This is a genomic window from Klebsiella sp. ME-303 (assembly GCF_007910085.1).
GTDB classification, from domain to species: Bacteria; Pseudomonadota; Gammaproteobacteria; order Enterobacterales; family Enterobacteriaceae; genus Klebsiella; species Klebsiella michiganensis.
Window position 1 is genome coordinate 63,037 of the sequence record NZ_VOJB01000065.1, and the last position, 17,005, is coordinate 80,041.

16 protein-coding genes are annotated in these 17,005 nt (G+C 50.9%); 15 read left to right on the top strand and 1 reads right to left on the bottom strand.

Annotation, left to right across the window (positions count from 1 at the left end; all coding sequences use genetic code 11):
- Positions 1 to 239 precede the first annotated feature (239 nt).
- The gene (nifJ, locus tag FQK12_RS08805) at positions 240 to 3,767 is read right to left on the bottom strand and encodes a pyruvate:ferredoxin (flavodoxin) oxidoreductase (RefSeq protein WP_014229123.1); all 3,528 of its coding nucleotides are present in this window, start codon (positions 3,765 to 3,767) and stop codon (positions 240 to 242) included.
- A 469-nt stretch (positions 3,768 to 4,236) separates the two neighbouring features.
- Here nifJ and FQK12_RS08810 point away from each other — a divergent pair, with 469 nt between their 5' ends.
- The 15 genes from FQK12_RS08810 to FQK12_RS08880 form a co-directional block, all read left to right on the top strand.
- Positions 4,237 to 4,938, top strand: a complete 702-nt coding sequence (locus tag FQK12_RS08810) for a helix-turn-helix transcriptional regulator (protein ID WP_046877232.1) — start codon at positions 4,237 to 4,239, stop codon at positions 4,936 to 4,938.
- Between the two features lie 459 nt (positions 4,939 to 5,397).
- Positions 5,398 to 5,760: a hypothetical protein gene (locus FQK12_RS08815; RefSeq protein ID WP_014229124.1), complete on the top strand. Its 363-nt coding sequence runs from the start codon at positions 5,398 to 5,400 to the stop codon at positions 5,758 to 5,760.
- A gap of 76 nt (positions 5,761 to 5,836) precedes the next feature.
- On the top strand, positions 5,837 to 6,229 hold the full coding sequence (locus tag FQK12_RS08820) for a phage holin family protein (RefSeq protein ID WP_009653048.1): 393 nt from the start codon (positions 5,837 to 5,839) through the stop codon (positions 6,227 to 6,229).
- Complete coding sequence (locus tag FQK12_RS08825) at positions 6,219 to 6,491, top strand: phage holin family protein (RefSeq protein ID WP_014229126.1); 273 nt, start codon at positions 6,219 to 6,221, stop codon at positions 6,489 to 6,491. Before FQK12_RS08820 ends, FQK12_RS08825 begins: the two co-directional genes overlap by 11 nt.
- A gap of 7 nt (positions 6,492 to 6,498) precedes the next feature.
- The gene (locus FQK12_RS08830) at positions 6,499 to 7,041 is read left to right on the top strand and encodes a glycoside hydrolase family 108 protein (RefSeq protein ID WP_004850338.1); all 543 of its coding nucleotides are present in this window, start codon (positions 6,499 to 6,501) and stop codon (positions 7,039 to 7,041) included.
- Positions 7,042 to 7,096: 55 nt separating this feature from the next.
- On the top strand, positions 7,097 to 7,516 hold the full coding sequence (locus FQK12_RS08835; RefSeq protein ID WP_004850340.1) for a hypothetical protein: 420 nt from the start codon (positions 7,097 to 7,099) through the stop codon (positions 7,514 to 7,516).
- Positions 7,517 to 7,635: 119 nt separating this feature from the next.
- Positions 7,636 to 8,298 carry a phage tail protein gene (locus FQK12_RS08840; RefSeq protein ID WP_014229127.1) on the top strand — a complete coding sequence of 221 codons (663 nt, stop codon included), beginning with the start codon at positions 7,636 to 7,638 and terminating at the stop codon, positions 8,296 to 8,298.
- A 72-nt stretch (positions 8,299 to 8,370) separates the two neighbouring features.
- Positions 8,371 to 8,682, top strand: coding sequence for a phage tail assembly chaperone (locus FQK12_RS08845; RefSeq protein ID WP_014229128.1), 312 nt, complete (start codon positions 8,371 to 8,373; stop codon positions 8,680 to 8,682).
- 62 nt (positions 8,683 to 8,744) lie between these two features.
- A complete protein-coding gene (locus tag FQK12_RS08850) occupies positions 8,745 to 8,990 on the top strand; it encodes a DUF1799 domain-containing protein (RefSeq protein WP_071881731.1) in 246 nt (81 codons plus the stop codon).
- Between the two features lie 84 nt (positions 8,991 to 9,074).
- Positions 9,075 to 10,184, top strand: a complete 1,110-nt coding sequence (locus tag FQK12_RS08855) for a phage tail tape measure protein (RefSeq protein WP_014229129.1) — start codon at positions 9,075 to 9,077, stop codon at positions 10,182 to 10,184.
- A gap of 22 nt (positions 10,185 to 10,206) precedes the next feature.
- Positions 10,207 to 10,554, top strand: coding sequence for a phage tail protein (locus tag FQK12_RS08860; protein WP_014229130.1), 348 nt, complete (start codon positions 10,207 to 10,209; stop codon positions 10,552 to 10,554).
- Positions 10,551 to 11,303: a phage minor tail protein L gene (locus FQK12_RS08865; protein WP_014229131.1), complete on the top strand. Its 753-nt coding sequence runs from the start codon at positions 10,551 to 10,553 to the stop codon at positions 11,301 to 11,303. The genes FQK12_RS08860 and FQK12_RS08865 overlap by 4 nt, the downstream gene beginning before the upstream one ends.
- A 1-nt stretch (position 11,304) precedes the next feature.
- Complete coding sequence (locus tag FQK12_RS08870; protein WP_038423189.1) at positions 11,305 to 12,039, top strand: C40 family peptidase; 735 nt, start codon at positions 11,305 to 11,307, stop codon at positions 12,037 to 12,039.
- A gap of 167 nt (positions 12,040 to 12,206) precedes the next feature.
- On the top strand, positions 12,207 to 12,821 hold the full coding sequence (locus FQK12_RS08875; RefSeq protein WP_004850357.1) for a tail assembly protein: 615 nt from the start codon (positions 12,207 to 12,209) through the stop codon (positions 12,819 to 12,821).
- Between the two features lie 62 nt (positions 12,822 to 12,883).
- Positions 12,884 to 17,005 (top strand): host specificity protein J (locus FQK12_RS08880; protein ID WP_261392952.1); only part of this gene is annotated, 4,122 nt, incomplete at its 3' end.

Sequence of the window (17,005 nt, forward strand, 5' to 3'; positions counted from 1 at the left end):
AAATAATTCAACTGAAATGGTGATAATTATAATGAATGATTTTGTGAAATACATACAAAATAAAAATTATACACGGTGATTTTAATATCGTATTATCCGCCCGTTATATGCCTTTTATTGTCATCTAAGAATTTATGTTGCCCTCCGTTCCTGAGAATGGTTTTTATTGAGCGGTAAAATGACAAGCCCGAATGAATATTCGGGCTTTTTTTATGAGTGACTAAAAAAACGTCAGTAAATTAGCTTTCGGTTGCCGGTTTTTCCACCTTACCGGCCAGCTGGGCAAGGAAGTCATAGCGTTTTTGTAAATCCGCCGTCGCATCCTTCCACAGCTGTTCCGCGACTTCCGGCTGCTGCGCGTTAAGGCGGCGGAAGCGCTGCTCGTTCAGGAGCGTTTCTGCCAGCGCGTCTGACGGCGGACGGGAGTCCAGCGCCAGCGGAAGTTTACCTTCATCGGCGCGACGCGGGTCAAAGCGATACAGCGGCCAGAATCCGGTCGCGGTCAGCTGACGCATCTGATCGTGGCTCAGCGCCAGATCGTAACCGTGTTCTTCGCAAGGGCTGTAGGCAATAATCAGCGACGGACCCGGATACGCTTCCGCTTCCTGAATCGCTTTTACCGTCTGGTTTAGCTGCGCGCCAAGGGAAATCTGCGCGACGTAAACGTGGCCGTACATCATCATGCTGACGCCGAGGTCTTTGCGCGCCTTGCGCTTACCGTGTTCGCCAAACTTGGTGACCGCCCCCAGCGGGGTGGCTTTTGATGCCTGGCCGCCGGTGTTGGAATAGCATTGGGTATCGAGCACCAGAATATTGACGTTTTCGCTCAGGCTCAGCACATGGTCAAGACCGCCGAAGCCGATATCGTAGGCCCAGCCATCGCCACCGATTAGCCAGATCGATTTCTCGACCAGCGCGTCGGCGTCGGTTAGCAGCTCTTTCGCGTCGGCTTCATTTGCCAGAACCTTACGCAGCTCGGCCACCTGTTCGCGGCGTACTTCAGGCGTTGCTTCCGCGTGCAGCGCGTCGTTAAGCGCGGGCGGAAGTTTATCGGCGAACTGCGACAGCAGACGCATTACGCGCTGACGGTGCTGATCGACGGTGAGGCGGAAACCGAGACCAAACTCGGCGTTATCCTCGAACAGCGAGTTAGCCCACGCCGGCCCGCGGCCGTTGGCATCGGTGGTGTAGGGCGTGGAAGGCAGGTTGCCGCCGTAAATCGATGAACAGCCGGTGGCGTTGGCAATCAGCATCCGGTCGCCGTAGAGCTGAGTCAGCAGCTTGATATACGGCGTTTCGCCGCAGCCGGAGCAGGCGCCGGAGTATTCGAACAGCGGGCTGATCAGCTGCGAGGTGCGGATATCGATACGTTCCAGTTTGCTGCGGTCCATTTCCGGCAGATTGAGGAAGTAGTCATAGTTCACTTTCTCTTCTTCAACGTGTTCAAGGCGCGACATCATATTGATGGCCTTGATTTCCGGGTTCTGCCTGTCTTTGGCCGGACAAACCTCGACGCAGAGATTACAGCCTGTGCAATCTTCAGGCGCGACCTGCAGAACGTACTTCTGGCCGCGCATATCGCGGGCTTTAACGTCCAGAGAATGCAGGCTGGCCGGGGCATTTTCCATCGCGTCCGGGGAGACCACTTTCGCGCGGATTGCCGAGTGCGGGCAGGCGGCCACGCAGTGGTTACACTGGGTGCAAAGTTCTTCCTTCCAGATAGGGATCTCTTCGGCGATATTGCGTTTTTCCCAGCGGGTGGTGCCCATCGGCCAGGTACCGTCCGGCGGCAGGGCGGAGACCGGAAGCGCATCGCCGAGCCCGGCCAGCATGGCGGCGGTCACGGTTTTGACGAAATCCGGCGCGGCGTCGGAGACGACCGGCGGGCGGTTCGGGCTGTTGGCATCGACCTGCTGCAGCGGCACTTCCGCCAGCGACTCGCGGGCCAGGGCCAGCGCCTGCCAGTTGCGTTCGACCAGCTCCTGACCTTTGCTGCTGTAGCTTTTAGCAATCGCCCCCTGCAGCTCCGCCAGCGCGCTATCGCCCGGCAGGATCTGCGTCAGATGGAAAAAGGCCATCTGCATGACGGTGTTGATGCGCGCTCCAAGGCTACACTCGCGGGCGATTTTTGCCGCGTTAACGATATAAAACCGCGCTTTTTTCTGATCCAGCGTGGCCTGGACTTCCTGCGGCAGACGCGACCAGACCTCTTCGGCGCCGTAAGGCGTGTTGAGCAGGAAAATACCGCCGGGCTTCAGGCGTTCAACCATCTGATACTTGTCGATAAACTGCAGCTGGTGGCAGCCGACGAAATCGGCCTGCGAAATCAGATAGGAAGAACGAATCGGCTTCTCGCTAACGCGCAGATGGGAAACCGTCAGGCCGCCGGCCTTTTTCGAATCATAGACGAAATAGCCCTGCGAGAACCACGGCGTCGAGTTACCGATAATCTTGATATTGTTTTTGGTGGCCGAGACGCTACCGTCGCTGCCGAGCCCGTAAAACAGGGCTTCCAGCTTCGCCTCCGACGGCAGCGTGTTTTCTACCAGCGGCAGCGAAAGATTGGTGACGTCATCGTAGATGCCGACGGTAAAGCGCGGCTTGGGTTTAGCGGCGCTCAGTTCGTTGAATATCGCCAGGACGCACTCCGGCCCGAACTCTTTTGAAGAGAGACCGTAGCGGCCGCCAATGGTACGCGGCAGGGTTTCTCGCTCGCCGCGGTTGAAGGCTTCCGCCAGCGCGGTCATCACGTCGAGATACAGCGGCTCAGCCTGGGCGCCCGGTTCCTTGGTGCGGTCAAGCACCGCTACGGCGCGGGCGCTTACCGGCAGCGCTTCCAGCAGGTGGGCAGCGGAGAAGGGGCGGTAAAGGCGAACTTTCAGTACACCGACTTTTTCACCGCGGCTCAGCAGTTCATCAACTACTTCCTCACAGGTGCCGATTGCGGAGCCCATAATCACGATAACGCGCTCGGCCTGTGGATGGCCGTAGAACTCAAACGGTTTGTACTGACGCCCGGTAGCGGCGGCAAAATCGTTCATCGCCGTTTCAACGTGCGCGTAAACCGCGTCGTACCACGGGTTAGTTGCTTCACGTGACTGGAAGTAGGTATCCGGATTCGCTGAGGTGCCGCGGATTACCGGATGTTCGGGGTTCAGGGCGCGCTGGCGATGTTCATCGATTTTATCCTGCGGCAGCAGGCTGAGAAGGGTATCGTCCGCCAGAGGGGCGATTTTGTTGATTTCGTGCGAGGTGCGGAAACCATCAAAGAAATGAATAAATGGCACCCGGCTTTGCAGCGTGGCGATATGCGAAATCAGCGCAAAATCCTGGGCTTCCTGGACGCTGCTGGCGCAGAGCATCGCGCAGCCGGTCTGACGCACTGCCATGACGTCCGAGTGATCGCCGAATATGGAGAGCGCGTGGGTTGCCACGGTGCGGGCGGCGACGTGCAGAACAAACGGCATCAGCTGGCCGGCCAGTTTGTACAGCGTCGGGATCATCAGCAGTAAACCCTGCGATGAAGTAAAAGAGGTCGAGAGGGCGCCGGTTTGCAGCGCGCCGTGTACGGCGCCGATTGCCCCGGCTTCCGACTGCATTTCGACGACGCGGGGAACATCGCCCCAGACGTTTTTCAGCCCGTTGCCCGCCCAGGCGTCCGCCTGCTCCGCCATCGTGGAGCTGGGCGTGATCGGGTAGATGGCGATAACTTCACTGGTGCGAAACGCGACTGAAGCAACCGCGCCATTACCGTCGATAGTGATCATATCAATACTCACATTGCTAAATTTTTGATAAAAAAGTTTTTATGCCCATTGATACACGCTGAGCTCTTCTGCGAAACCGCTATCGGCGCGATTCCACCGGTAGCGGATAAGTTCGTCTCTCACCTGCCTGGTAACGGGGTTGCGTTACCTGCATCGCTACGGGCAGGGTGACCGGGTTTGTGAATCACTGTTTAAGTATAGACCCCAGAGGAACATGATTTTTTGATCTCCAGTAGCGACAAAATCCATAGTTCAGATAAATTAATTCAAGGTATTACATAGGTGCCTACGTATGAACGACACCCTACACCAAAATCAGTGGCGTCATTTTTCCATAAGTAGCAGTGTGGCGAATTCCGCCAGTCAAAGCCTCCTGGCCGACAACACTGCCTTAATTACCTGTAGGTAATTTATTCGAGTTTTGCTATATTTTAGATACCTGATGGTAAATGGCGTTAGAATCATTGCGATGGATAAATACGAAATCAGACGACAGCGCTTGCTCTATATCCGTGATAATTTATGCGGCGGTAAGGCTGTTGATGTGGCCCGAACCCTTGGACGGGAGCCTTCTTACGTCTCAAGGATGCTCTACCCCGAAGGCAAAAAGCAAAAGAAAAGGATAGCTGACGAGATGGTCGAACTTATTGAATCTTCGTTCAATCTGCCCCGTGGATGGATGGACGGTATCACCGGGAATATTGATATCGAGCGAGAACCGGTAGAGGATTCGCCGCAGATGCCATATGTCATTGAGGTTCTGGATGCCCAGGCCAGCGCAGGGCCGGGCTGCATTGTCTCCAGTGAGGTTGATGAAACGGTGAATAGCATCACCTATGACTCTGCCGGCGCGCTGCGGCTTTTTGGTAACCGGCCCGCAGAGCATATCAAGGTGATTACCGTCTCCGGCGATAGCATGTCCGGCACCATTGAGACCGGTGACTACATTTTTGTCGATGTCTCGAAAGACTACTTTGAAGGTGACGGCATTTATGTCTTTTCTTTTAAGGGCGCGGTGCTGGTGAAACGTCTTCAGTTCACGGCGGATGGGCTGCTCGTTCACTCGGATAACAGCAAATATGCGGACTGGACGATTGGCGAAAGCCATGAACAGTATCTGAAGATCATTGGTCGCGTGATTTATAGCCACAGCGTTAAACGCTTTGTTTAAAGGCGTTCATTGCCGCGCAGCTTCGCCATCCTGTTTCTGTCATAAACCCTGAGCTCAACCATAAGCATTACCCGGGTATGCCACCTGTACGCCGGGCATACCTGCGGCTTCTCACCCCAATCCAGGGACACGCTGTTCAACACTACCCGCCTCGGACCTTTTCAGCTGTTTTTACGCGGCATACCACTTTTTTCAAAAATATTTTCAATATTTTCAAGTGTTTAATGTGTTTTCTTCATAAAGTATACCTATAGGTATTTATTTTTAAATAACCCTGAGGTATTCTTTTGTCATCAGCTTGATAGACAGCACTATCCGGATGATGAAATACAACGATTCATAACTGAATCTACGTGGCTGAAAAGCCAGCGCCATGGCGCAGTGCGCTTTGGGGGGAAGCCATTGGCAAGGATCCGATTGCCGATGACATTCCGCCAAAGCCCATTAAAGGAGACCGCAATGTCCCGTAAAACCGCGTTTAATGGCTCCGCTGCGGGTCGACGTCGCGCGCAGCGTTCCCACTTACAAAATCCGCAAACGCTCAGCTCAGATCTTATCCACCGGCCCACTCCGTCCCGCGCTCAGATTCAGGCAAAAGGGAAGCACCATACGCCTGAACGTATTGAGGACGCATTGCCGATTAAATTTGTGGCACAGGATATTTTTTGGCAGCGCGAAGAATATAAACGGCAAATTGAGCGAGCGACCATCATTTATCAGCAAGAATTTGCACACCAGTATGCGCAGCCAGGAACCTGGCTCTTCCAGAGGGCAATTTATGCGCTTGGTTTGCAAAAAAGAAAGAAAGTAACGGCGAGGTAACGCCTTAGTGCCAGGAAAAATGACCCTGCGCTTCGTTATTTACCATCATAACTCATAGTGAAAGAAGGGAGGGTATATGTCCGATCCTGTTTCCGGTACGTCGATAATTGTTGCTGGTGGATTAATGGGCGCTGGTATGTTTGGCCTGGTGACAGGTATTGATTATGGCGTTGTTTTTGGGGCTTTTGCCGGCGCGGTATTTTATGTTGCGACGGCAGTTAATATCACGCGTTTTAGACTCGCTGCCTATTTTATGACTTCTTTTATTGTCGGCGTTTTGGGTTCCGGGTTAATTGGTACGAAGCTGGCTATCTGGACCGGATACAATGAACGGCCTTTAGACGCGTTAGGCGCCGTGCTGATATCCGCGCTGATTATTAAGATACTCACGTTCCTGAATAATCAAGAACTAACCGACCTCTACAAAATACTAACCCGCAACAATAGTGGGCGCCCGAATGGGAAATGAACTTCCCGCGCTGCTTAATGCCGTTCTCTGCGCTTTGATCACCCTAACCTTAATGTTTTATCGGCGCGCCCGGTACAGAAGGTATCGACCATGGATATCGTATACGGCTTATTTGCTGGTAATCACTTATGCCAGCATACCGTTTCGTTATCTCTTCGGCTTGTATACGTCGACCCACTGGTTGGTTGTTACCGTGAATTTTTTTGTCTTTATTGCCGTGTGCCTGGTGAGGGGGAATATTGCGCATTTAATCGATAAATGAGGAATAAATGAATAAAGATGAGATTTTTAATGCCATTCTGGAAAAGGAGGGCGGTTATGTAAATCATCCTGATGATAAAGGAGGTCCGACAAACTGGGGGATTACTCAAGTCACCGCACGGGCTCATGGTTATGATGGCGATATGCAAAAACTGACGCGCCAACAGGCGCTGGATATTCTCAACGCTGACTACTGGATTGCGCCCCGGTTCGATCATGTTGCTGAAATATCTACCGCGATCGCTGAAAAACTGTGTGACGCCGGGGTCAATATGGGGCCTGTTCTGCCGGGTAAGTGGCTTCAACGCTGGTTAAACGCTTTTAATCATCGTGGAGTACTTTATCCGGATCTTATAACCGATGGTGTTATTGGCCCCAGGACCTTAAATGCCTTGAGCCATTATGTTATTCGAAGAGGCAGTGAAGGGGAGCTTGTACTGCTACGGGCATTAAACTGTAGCCAGGGGCAGTATTATCTGGAGTTAGCAGAAAAAAGTGAGGCTAATAAATCATTTATATATGGTTGGTTAAGGGCTCGGATAGCTATGTAATTTTCTGTTTTATTAATCTAATTCGTTCAGTAACTGAAATCTGGAGAAAGTAAATATGTATACATCTAATGATTTAACCCTCTCAATGTTTTACTCATCTGCCATTGCTGAGGAAACTGGTAATAAAGTCGCAACGCTCACCGTTCAAACCATGGGGCCATCAGCGGAAATTTTACAAATCAGTAAGTTGCACTGTATTACTGATGAAAATAAAGCGAAACGTTATAGTATTGGCGAGCAGTTTATTGCTAATGGCTCCGACTCTCTTCTCGCCGCTATCGAAACCTGGTGGCGTGATAATTCTGCGGCTCTCATTGAAGAGTTAATGATTGAAGTTATGGATTTTATTTTGAGTAATGTTAACCAAAATGCAACCTGGATCGGCCAGTATGGTATGAAAATTTTTGAAAATGAGCCGGTGGCAAAACGTATCCCTGATAGCGTATTACAGAACGGCAGCCACACCAATTCCTGAAAAGTGATGTGGTGTTAAAGCGTAATCACTATGGCGCAACAATAAGTCATAATTAAACAAGCTATTCGCATTGATAAAATGCATTCAAATATTTAAATATCAATAATGGAGATATTATTATGGGTTTTGCTCTGCCTAATGGCTCAACCGTTTTTGTTGGTTCCGGTCTTGGTTCTCCCGTATCTGTGAGTACGGTTTCCAATGCTGAAGGTGCGGTATTTACCGTTGCTGAAAATCATAACCTTAAGGTTGATGATGTCGTGCTGATTTCTTCGGGTTGGGGTGTAATCGATGGTTTAGTTGCCAGAATCACCGCACAAACAACAAATAGCGTAACCATTTCGGTCATTAACTCCAGCGACCGAAATTTTTTCCCGGCTCATGCCGGTGGCGGGAAATTACAGAAAATCACGGAGTGGACTGAGATTCCACAGATTACGGAAGTCGCACAGTCGGGTGGTGAACAGCAGTATGCACAGGTACAGTTTCTGGCAGACGATCGCCAGCGTAATATTGGCACCTTTAAGGCGGCTAAAAGCCAAACCTTTACCTTAGCGCATGATGCTTCTTTACCGATCTATAAAGTATTGGGCATGGCGGATCGCTACGGTCAGGTGTTACCGCTACGCATGTTTGTGCCTAATGCGAAGGAGTATCGCTATTGGTCTGGCGTTCCGTCATTTGATCCGCAACCAGTGACCGCGGTGAATAGCGTTGAAACCGTACAAGTCGCGTTCTCCATTCACTCTCGGGATATTACTTTCTACAAATCGGAAGATTAATCGTTCTCCTTCTCTGTGGAACATAAATTAAATTCAACTGGGCTCCTGCGGGAGCCTTTTTTAAGGGTATTTATGAGCGCTATTTTCAAATTACAACCTAACCCTGTTTTTAAAGCTGATGTTGCTATTCCTCGTGCCGGTGAAGAAGACGGAGTGCTGAATTTTACGTTTAAGCATCGGCCAATAAAAGAACTGGCAGAGCTAGAAGATATTGACGAAAAAACGGTCTGTGATTTCTTACTGGAGATCGTCGACGGCTGGGCATTATCTGAACCCTGTACGCGAGAAAATATAGGCGTGCTGGTAGATAACTATCCGGGGGCCGTTAAAGCAATAATGGCTACTTATTATCAGGAGCTGACGGGAAATCGCGAAAAAAACTGATTGCGGTTGCCTCTGCATTCTATACGCCTGAACCATCAGCGGATGAGCTAAGCGCATTCGGTCTGACAGCCGAAGACTATGACGATGTTGTCATCAACGTCTGGCCCGATATCTGGCCTGCGTTTGTAGTCTTTCGCGCGGCCAGCACGCAGTGGCGCACCAGTCCAGGAGGGGTTATCGGGCTGGACTACAGTGTCCTCGCATGGCTCATGAGGGTTTATGATATAGCTGATGAGGTAACCGCAATAAACGATATTCAGGTAATGGAACGGGTAGCCTTGAATATCCTGAATAAACTACAGAACTAGCCTGGGTTTTAGCAGAAGTATGTTCACATTATTAATCAATGTAAACCAGATAAGTAGTTGGTTTATTCTTTCAGGAGATAATCAATGGCGGGTGATACAACAATAACACTGCGCATGAATAACAGTGAACTGGAAAAAAGCAATCAGCTTCTGGATAAATATCAACAGAAAGTAACTGTCGCCAGCCGTAAAAGTGAAGAGTTTAATAAGACTTTTCGTGCCGCAACAGATATCCAGAAAAAGCATACGGATGGCCTGAAAAGGTTAATGCAGACGTTACCCCTTCCTCCAGCCAGAATGGGGCCCATACTTCAGGATATGGTAAAGAAATCTGAGGATGAGACCTACAATATAACGTCAGGCTCTAAAAATTACTGGGATTCACTGGCAGGAATGGGTAGTCCTCCAAAAGAAGAACTGGGTTATACGCCAAAAGTTTTTCGCCCAGGCGCAAATATGGAAGAGCGTTCTGACGATGATACGGAAAAAGGGGGGAAGAGCGATTGGCTCGGCGGTTTAATGGCAGGAGCCAAAGAGGCGTGGGATAAATTCCTTAAGGATGGAGAAAACGTTCATGGCAAGCTTAAGGATTTAGCTAAAGACGCCTTCAGCTCAATGGGAAACTCGCTGGTGGAATATATAACCACAGGAAAGGCGAATTTTAGTGATTTCCTGATGACCTTTCTGAAAGGGACGCTGAAGATGCTTAGCCAATTATTGTTGGTAAAAGCCATGCAGGCTTCCTTTAACGCGATGTCGAATTCTGGCATTGGCTGGGTAGCATCCATCGGTAAAGTTTTCACGGGCCACTCCGAGGGCGGCTATACCGGAGACGGGGGTAAATATGAGCCGAGAGGGATTGTTCATGGCGGCGAATTTGTTTTTACCAAAGAGGCGACCTCGGCGATAGGGATTGGCAACCTTTACGCCATGATGCGCGGTGCGCAGGGGTATGCGGGCGGCGGCTATGTGGGAACGGCATCAATGCAGGGACTGGGTTCTTCTGGCGCAGGGCCACTGACCATTCAGACCTCAGTACTTATTCAGAATCAGGGCTCAGAACCGCAGGCGGCCGACAATAACGGCGCGTTAAATCGCGCCTGGCAGCAGACGATAGACCGTTCCGTTCGCGCTGGTGTGGCAAATGAATTGAGGCCTGGTGGCCTTATCTGGAATGCAAACCACGCACGTTAATTTTTTGATTCCCGGAGAAAATATGACAATAGAAACCTTTACCTGGCGAACGCAAATACAAGCGGGTTTGCAGGGGGATTTTAATTTCACCGTTCGCGAGGCTCGTTTTGGCGACGGATATCAGCAGGTCGTCGGCGATGGTCTACATTTTGAAAAACAAAGCTGGCCAGTGACCTTGACCGGAGAAAAGGAAGAGATATTAGCCGTGCTTGAATTTATGCGGCGTCATGTAACGAAGTCGTTTATCTGGGATACCCCTGCGGGGGAATCCGGGCTTTATCGTGTTAGCGCCGATTCACTAAAACTTTCGCCATTATCGAGTCAAGTAATGACGGTAACCGCTACATTTAACCAGGCATATGCACCATGATTACAGCTGATTATCAAAAACTTGAACCCGGGAGTGAAATACGTTTACTGGAAATTGATGGCAGCGTCTTTGGCATGGATGATGTCTTATATTTCCACGGGCACAGTATCGCCCATAGCGAAGCTGAAATCCAGGCTGCTGGAGGGGACGAAACGCGTTTGCCTGCAAAATCCATTTGGTGGCAGGGCAATGAGTATATGCCATGGCCTTGTATTATTGACGGGATTGAATCCTCTACCAGCGGTCGGGACGCGCAACCATCGCTGAAGGTGGCAAATATTGATGCTTCGATTACCGCGCTGTGCTTGTATTACGATGACCTGGTTCAGGCGAAAGTCACCATTCACGATACGCTGGCAAAATATCTCGACGCACGTAATTTCCCTGAAGGTAATGCGAGAGCCGACCCCACGCAGGAAAAACGAAAAGTCTTCTTTATTGATGCCAAAAGTGAGGAGACCAATGAAGCGATTGAGTTCACTCTTTCCAGTCCAATGGATTTGCAAGGAATAATGATCCCAACGCGTCAGCTGCATTCTATCTGTACCTGGTGTATCAGGAATAAATACCGCAGCGGCGATGGTTGTGATTATACAGGCCAGCGATATTTTGATAACAATAATACACCTGTTACCGATCCGGCGCTGGATGTTTGTAACGGCACTTTGTCGGCCTGTAAATTACGCTTTGGTGAAGACAATGAGCTGCCTTTTGGTGGTTTTCCCGGCACGTCTTTAATTCGGAGTTAACATGCGCCAGAAAGTTATCAGGGCTATTCAGGTGCATGCTCAGGAGCAATATCCTCGAGAATGCTGCGGTGCGATTGCCCAAAGGGGGCGGGTAGAGCGCTATTTCCCCTGTCGTAATATTGCCGATGACCCCCAGGAGCATTTTGTTCTTGCGCCGGAGGATTATGCACGGGTAGAGGATTGGGGCACCGTAACGGGGATCGTCCACAGTCACCCCGACGCGACGACCCAGCCAAGCGAGCTGGATAAGGCTCAGTGTGACGCGATGTTGTTACCCTGGCATATTTTCAGCTGGCCGGAAGGCGATTTTCGTACCATTTATCCGCGAGGAGAATTGCCGCTGCTGGAACGTCCGTTCGTGCTTGGCCATTATGATTGCTGGGGACTGGTAATGAGCTATTTTCGCCAGCAGCATAATGTTGAGTTGACGGATTATCGTGTGGATTATCCGTGGTGGGAAGATGGCTACCCTGATAACTTTTATCATGATTGTTGGTATCAATGTGGCTTTCGCGAGTTTGATGGCCCGCCGCAGCCGGGAGATATGATTATCATGCAGGTACAGGCAAATAAGTGGAATCATGCGGGTATTCTCCTTGAGGGAAATATGCTGCTGCATCACCTGTATGGTCATTTAAGCCAGCGAGTGCCGTATGGGGGATACTGGCAGGAAAGAACGGTGAAAGTTTTGCGCTATCATATTAATGATAATGCGTTGAATAATGAAAAAATCTGAAAGACGTTGGGATTTTAAATCACCCGATATGAAATGCGTTAGCAAGTGAATGTGATTCAACATCAGAGGGCTGGACTTGCTCTCGAGTCAACTCAGCGTACGATATTATCAATGGCGGAATAGATGCTTATGATTTATTCATAATGTCTGCTGCAGATGGAGTATTTATGCAAGAACATATGGTCAGAATAGAGTTGGGCGGTATTCTTGGTAAGAAATTTGGCAAATCTCATTGTCGGATGGTGGCAACGGCATCTGAAGCGATAAGGGCTTTATGTTGTACTATCAATGGATTTGAAAAATTCATGAACAACAGCAAAGCTATGGGATTAACCTATGCTGTTTTTAAAGGAAAGAAAAATATTAGCGAGGATGATATTCCTTTCCCCATCAACGATAAAGTAATACGAATTGTTCCTGTCGTTATTGGTAGTAAAAAAGCTGGCGTGCTACAGACGATATTAGGTGTTGCATTGATCGCGGTCGCTTCAATCGCCACTATGGGCACTGGAGGGATATTCGCCGCGATTGCTGCCGGCTCCGGGTGGGGAAGTGCCGCAATGCTGGGGGCCTCAATGGTACTTGGCGGTGTTCTTCAGATGCTCTCTCCTCAGGTTCCAGGTTTAGCCAGTCAACAATCTCCTGAAAATAAAGCCTCCTACGCATTTGGCGGGGTCACGAACACCACCGCTCAGGGATATCCGGTACCGTTGTTATACGGCAAGCGGCTTATCGGCGGGGCAATTATTTCAGCGGGAATTTATGTAGAAGACCAGCAGTAAAATATCCGGCTTCTCTCATTTCAGACCACCTTTGAGGTGGTTTTTTTATGGACAAAATATCTATGACACAGCATCTCATTAAAGGTTGTAAGGGCGGGAGTTCAAGCCCGCGTACCCCAACGGAACAGCCTGATGATTTACAGTCTGTTGCGAAAGCAAAAATTCTCATTGCGCTGGGCGAGGGTGAATTTGCCGGTGCGCTTACCGCAAAAGATATTTACCTTGATGGTACGCCGCTGGAAAATTCCGACGGCTCGCAAAATTTTAGCGGCGTCGCCTGGGAGTTTCGACCGGGAACTCAGGCACAGAATTACATCCAGGGGATCCCCGGTTCAGAAAATGAAATTAACGTAGGAGTGGAAGTCTCCAGCAAAACGGCCTGGTCCCGCTCTTTTAGTAATACCCAGCTTTCCGCCGTCCGCCTGCGCTTAAAATGGCCATCTTTACTGAAACAGGAAGATAATGGCGATCTGGTAGGGAACGCCGTCAGCTATGCCGTTGATTTGCAAACCGATGGTGGTAGCTGGCAGACGGTGCTGGAGAGTGCGGTAAGCGGAAAGACCACTTCCGGTTATGAACGATGCCACCGCATTGATCTACCCCGGGCGACGACGGGTTGGGTTTTGCGCCTGCGTAAAGTCACGGAAGACGCAAATACCTCAAAAACTGGCGATGTTATGATGCTGCAAAGTTATGCTGAGGTGCTTGATGCAAAACTACGCTATCCCAATACGGCCCTGCTTTACGTTGAATTTGACTCTCGTCAGTTTAATGGCTCTATTCCAAAAATTGCCTGCAGTCCTCGCGGGCGGGTGATCCGCGTTCCTGATAACTATGACCCGGAGACCCGCCAATATTCAGGCATCTGGACCGGAGCATTCAAATGGGCGTGGACGGATAACCCGGCCTGGATTTTTTACGATCTGATCGTCAGCGATCGTTTTGGCCTGGGGAATCGTCTTACCTCAGAAAATATTGATAAATGGACGTTGTATCAGGTAGCACGATATTGCGATGAACCCGTCCCCGATGGTAAAGGTGGGGAGGGTACCGAGCCGCGCTATTTATGTAACGTCTATGTTCAGGATCGCAACGATGCCTATACGGTGTTACGCGATTTTGCGGCCATTTTCCGTGGCATGACCTGCTGGAGTGGCGATCAGGTGATTGCTCTGGCGGATATGCCTCGTGATATTGATTACACCTACACCAGGGCTAACGTCATCAATGGTCGTTTTCACTATGTCAGCAGCAGTAGCAAAACGCGCTATACCAACGCGCTCGTCTCATGGTCTGATCCAGAGAATGAGTATGCGGATGCGATGGAGCCGGTTTTTGAGCAGCCGCTGGTCGCCCGCTATGGATTTAATCAGCTTGAACTTACGGCAATTGGCTGTACCCGTCAGTCGGAGGCCAACCGTAAAGGGCGTTGGGGAATTCTGACCAACAATAAAGATCGCGTAGTGACTTTTTCAGTCGGACTGGACGGTAATATTCCACAACCCGGCTATATCATTGCGGTAGCGGATGAAATGCTGGCGGGAAAAGTCAACGGTGGCCGTACTCGCGAAGTGGATGGCTGCGTTATTACGCTCGATCGTAAAACGGAAGCGAAAGCCGGGGACCGTCTGTTATTGAACCTGCCATCGGGGGGGACGCAAGGCCGAACCATTGAGAGTGTCGATGGACACGTCGTCACCGTCACCGCTGAATATGCCGAAAGACCAGAACCGGAATGCGTATGGGCCATTGAGTCTGACTCTCTGAGGGTCCAGCAATATCGTGTTGTGGGTGTTAAAGATAATAACGATAGCACCTTTACAATTTCCGCAGCTGCTCACGATCCGGATAAATACGCCAGGATTGATTCCGGTGCGATTATTGATAGTCGACCAATCAGCGTTATTCCTCCAGGGAAGCAAAGCGCGCCAGCTAATATCGTTGTTGAGTCTTATTCCGTGGTTAATCAGGGGATTAGCGTTGAAACGCTGCAGGTGCACTGGACGGCAGTAAAGAATGCCATTGCTTATGAAGCACAGTGGCGCCGCAATGAAGGCAACTGGATAAACGTGCCCCGGAGTTCCGTTGCCTCGTTTGATGTCAGCGGAATTTATGCCGGCCGATACATCGTAAGGGTGCGCGCTATCAATGCCGCGGAAGTGTCGAGCGGCTGGGCATATTCGCAAGAGAAAACGTTGACCGGCAAAATCGGCCTGCCTTCGGCACCTGTTTCGCTGACTACAACATCCCTTCTGCATGGCGTTCAACTAAACTGGGCGTTCCCGGAGGGAAGTGGCGATACGCAAAAAACCGAGCTGCAGTACAGCCCAAATCCAACCGGCAACGGCGCGATGGCGCTTTCTGACGTAACGTATCCGGGAAACTCGTATCAGCAGATGGGCCTGCAGATTGCGGCGACGTTCTGGTACCGGGCACGCATTGTCGATCGCCTTGGTAACGAAAGTCCGTGGACCGTCTGGGTGCAGGGAATGGCCAGCGACGATATCGGGGAGTATTACGACAAGCTAACCGACGCAATTAAAGACACCGAAGCCTGGCAAGAATCTCAGCGGGATATGGAGGAAACCCACAAAACGCTGACGGAAACCGCTGATGCCATCCGTGAAGAGGTCGAGCAGCAGGTTAACGAAATAAACCAGAGCATTAATGAGACCGCTGGGGGGATCCGTAAGCAGGTTGATGGGCAGATAGCGTCGGTCAATAAGTCGATGACAGAGAATATTGACCTCGTTAATCAGACCCTCAATGACGCCATCTCGACAGTAAACAAAAGCATCAACGATGCTGTGAGTGATATTAATACTTCCGTCGACCAGCAGATAGCAGACGTCAATAAAGCCCTGACAGCGGGGGACTCGGCGTTAAAATCCCAACTGCAGACGGTTGAAAACGGCCTGAAACAGTCCATTGCTCAGGCAAATACGGGCTGGGATAAAGCGGTAAAACAGGAGACCGCTGACCGCATTGCGGACGTCAACGCGAAAGCGGCGCAGGCGGCAGACCAGTTGCTGAATGAAAAAAATGAGCGGCTGGCCGGCATTGATAATCTGCAGACAATTATTCAGGATGGCGACGAGTCACTGGCCCGTCAGATCGCTGAAATCTCTGCCGGTAGTGGGCAGCAGTTTGATTCGTTCAGTATCTGGTACTTCGATAAAGACAATGAAGGGTGGACCGAGGACGATGCCGGTCAGGTGCCGATGCAAATCACGGACGACGGCTGGCTGAAAGCATCGAACAGCACGGCATCCTGCCGTTCGCCAAACGGGCAAAAAATCCCGGGTTCCTCCTATCGCACCGTCATGCTGCGTATTAAGCGCGTGGGTAATCCGGCATGGAAAGGGCGGCTTTACTGGATTGGTACAGAGGAAACCGGCTGGAGTGATGCCCGCTCGGTGACTATCGCCGAGCAGGAGTTTGATGGCGAAGGTATCAGCGTGGTGGCCATTTCCGACGTGAACTGGAACGCGTCCGGCACGGTTCGCCGTTTTCGTCTCGATCTGGCCCAGGCGCAGAATGCCGACAACTATTTTCTGATCCACTGGATATCCGTTGGGCGCCCGGCGCCGGCAGCAAGTACGGCGGCCCTGCGTAATGAGGAGATGGCGCGGACGCAAGCGGATGAGGTAGAGGCGCTGAAACGCTCCACACTGGCGGCGCAGATCAGGGGAACCTCTGACAGTAACAGCCTTGCAGACCTGCGTTCCGGCCTGCTGTATCAGGAGATGAATGCCCGTATCACCGCCGATAAAGCAGAGGTGACGGCCAGAGAATCGCTGCAGACGCAGTTCAACGACAATAAATCCTCGGTCGCGGAGGAGCTGAGTTCCCTGTCGACCACACAAAGCGCACAGGCCAGCAAAATCAGCGGCCTGGAAACCAGTCTGGGTAAAAAAGCCGATGCAACCGCGCTGCAGTCCCTCACGCAAAAGGTTGAACAGCAGGGCACCACGTTAACCAGCCAGGGAAATACGCTGACCTCGCTGTCTAACCGCGTCGGGAAAACGGAATCGGGCGTGGCCGCAAACAGCAACGCCATCACGGGCCTGCAGTCCAGCGTCAGCCAGCAGGATAAAACGCTGACCAGCCAGGGCAGCGCGATCGCTAAACTGCAGAACGACCTGACGATAACCAATTCAAACGTCAGTAAAAAGGCCGATGCG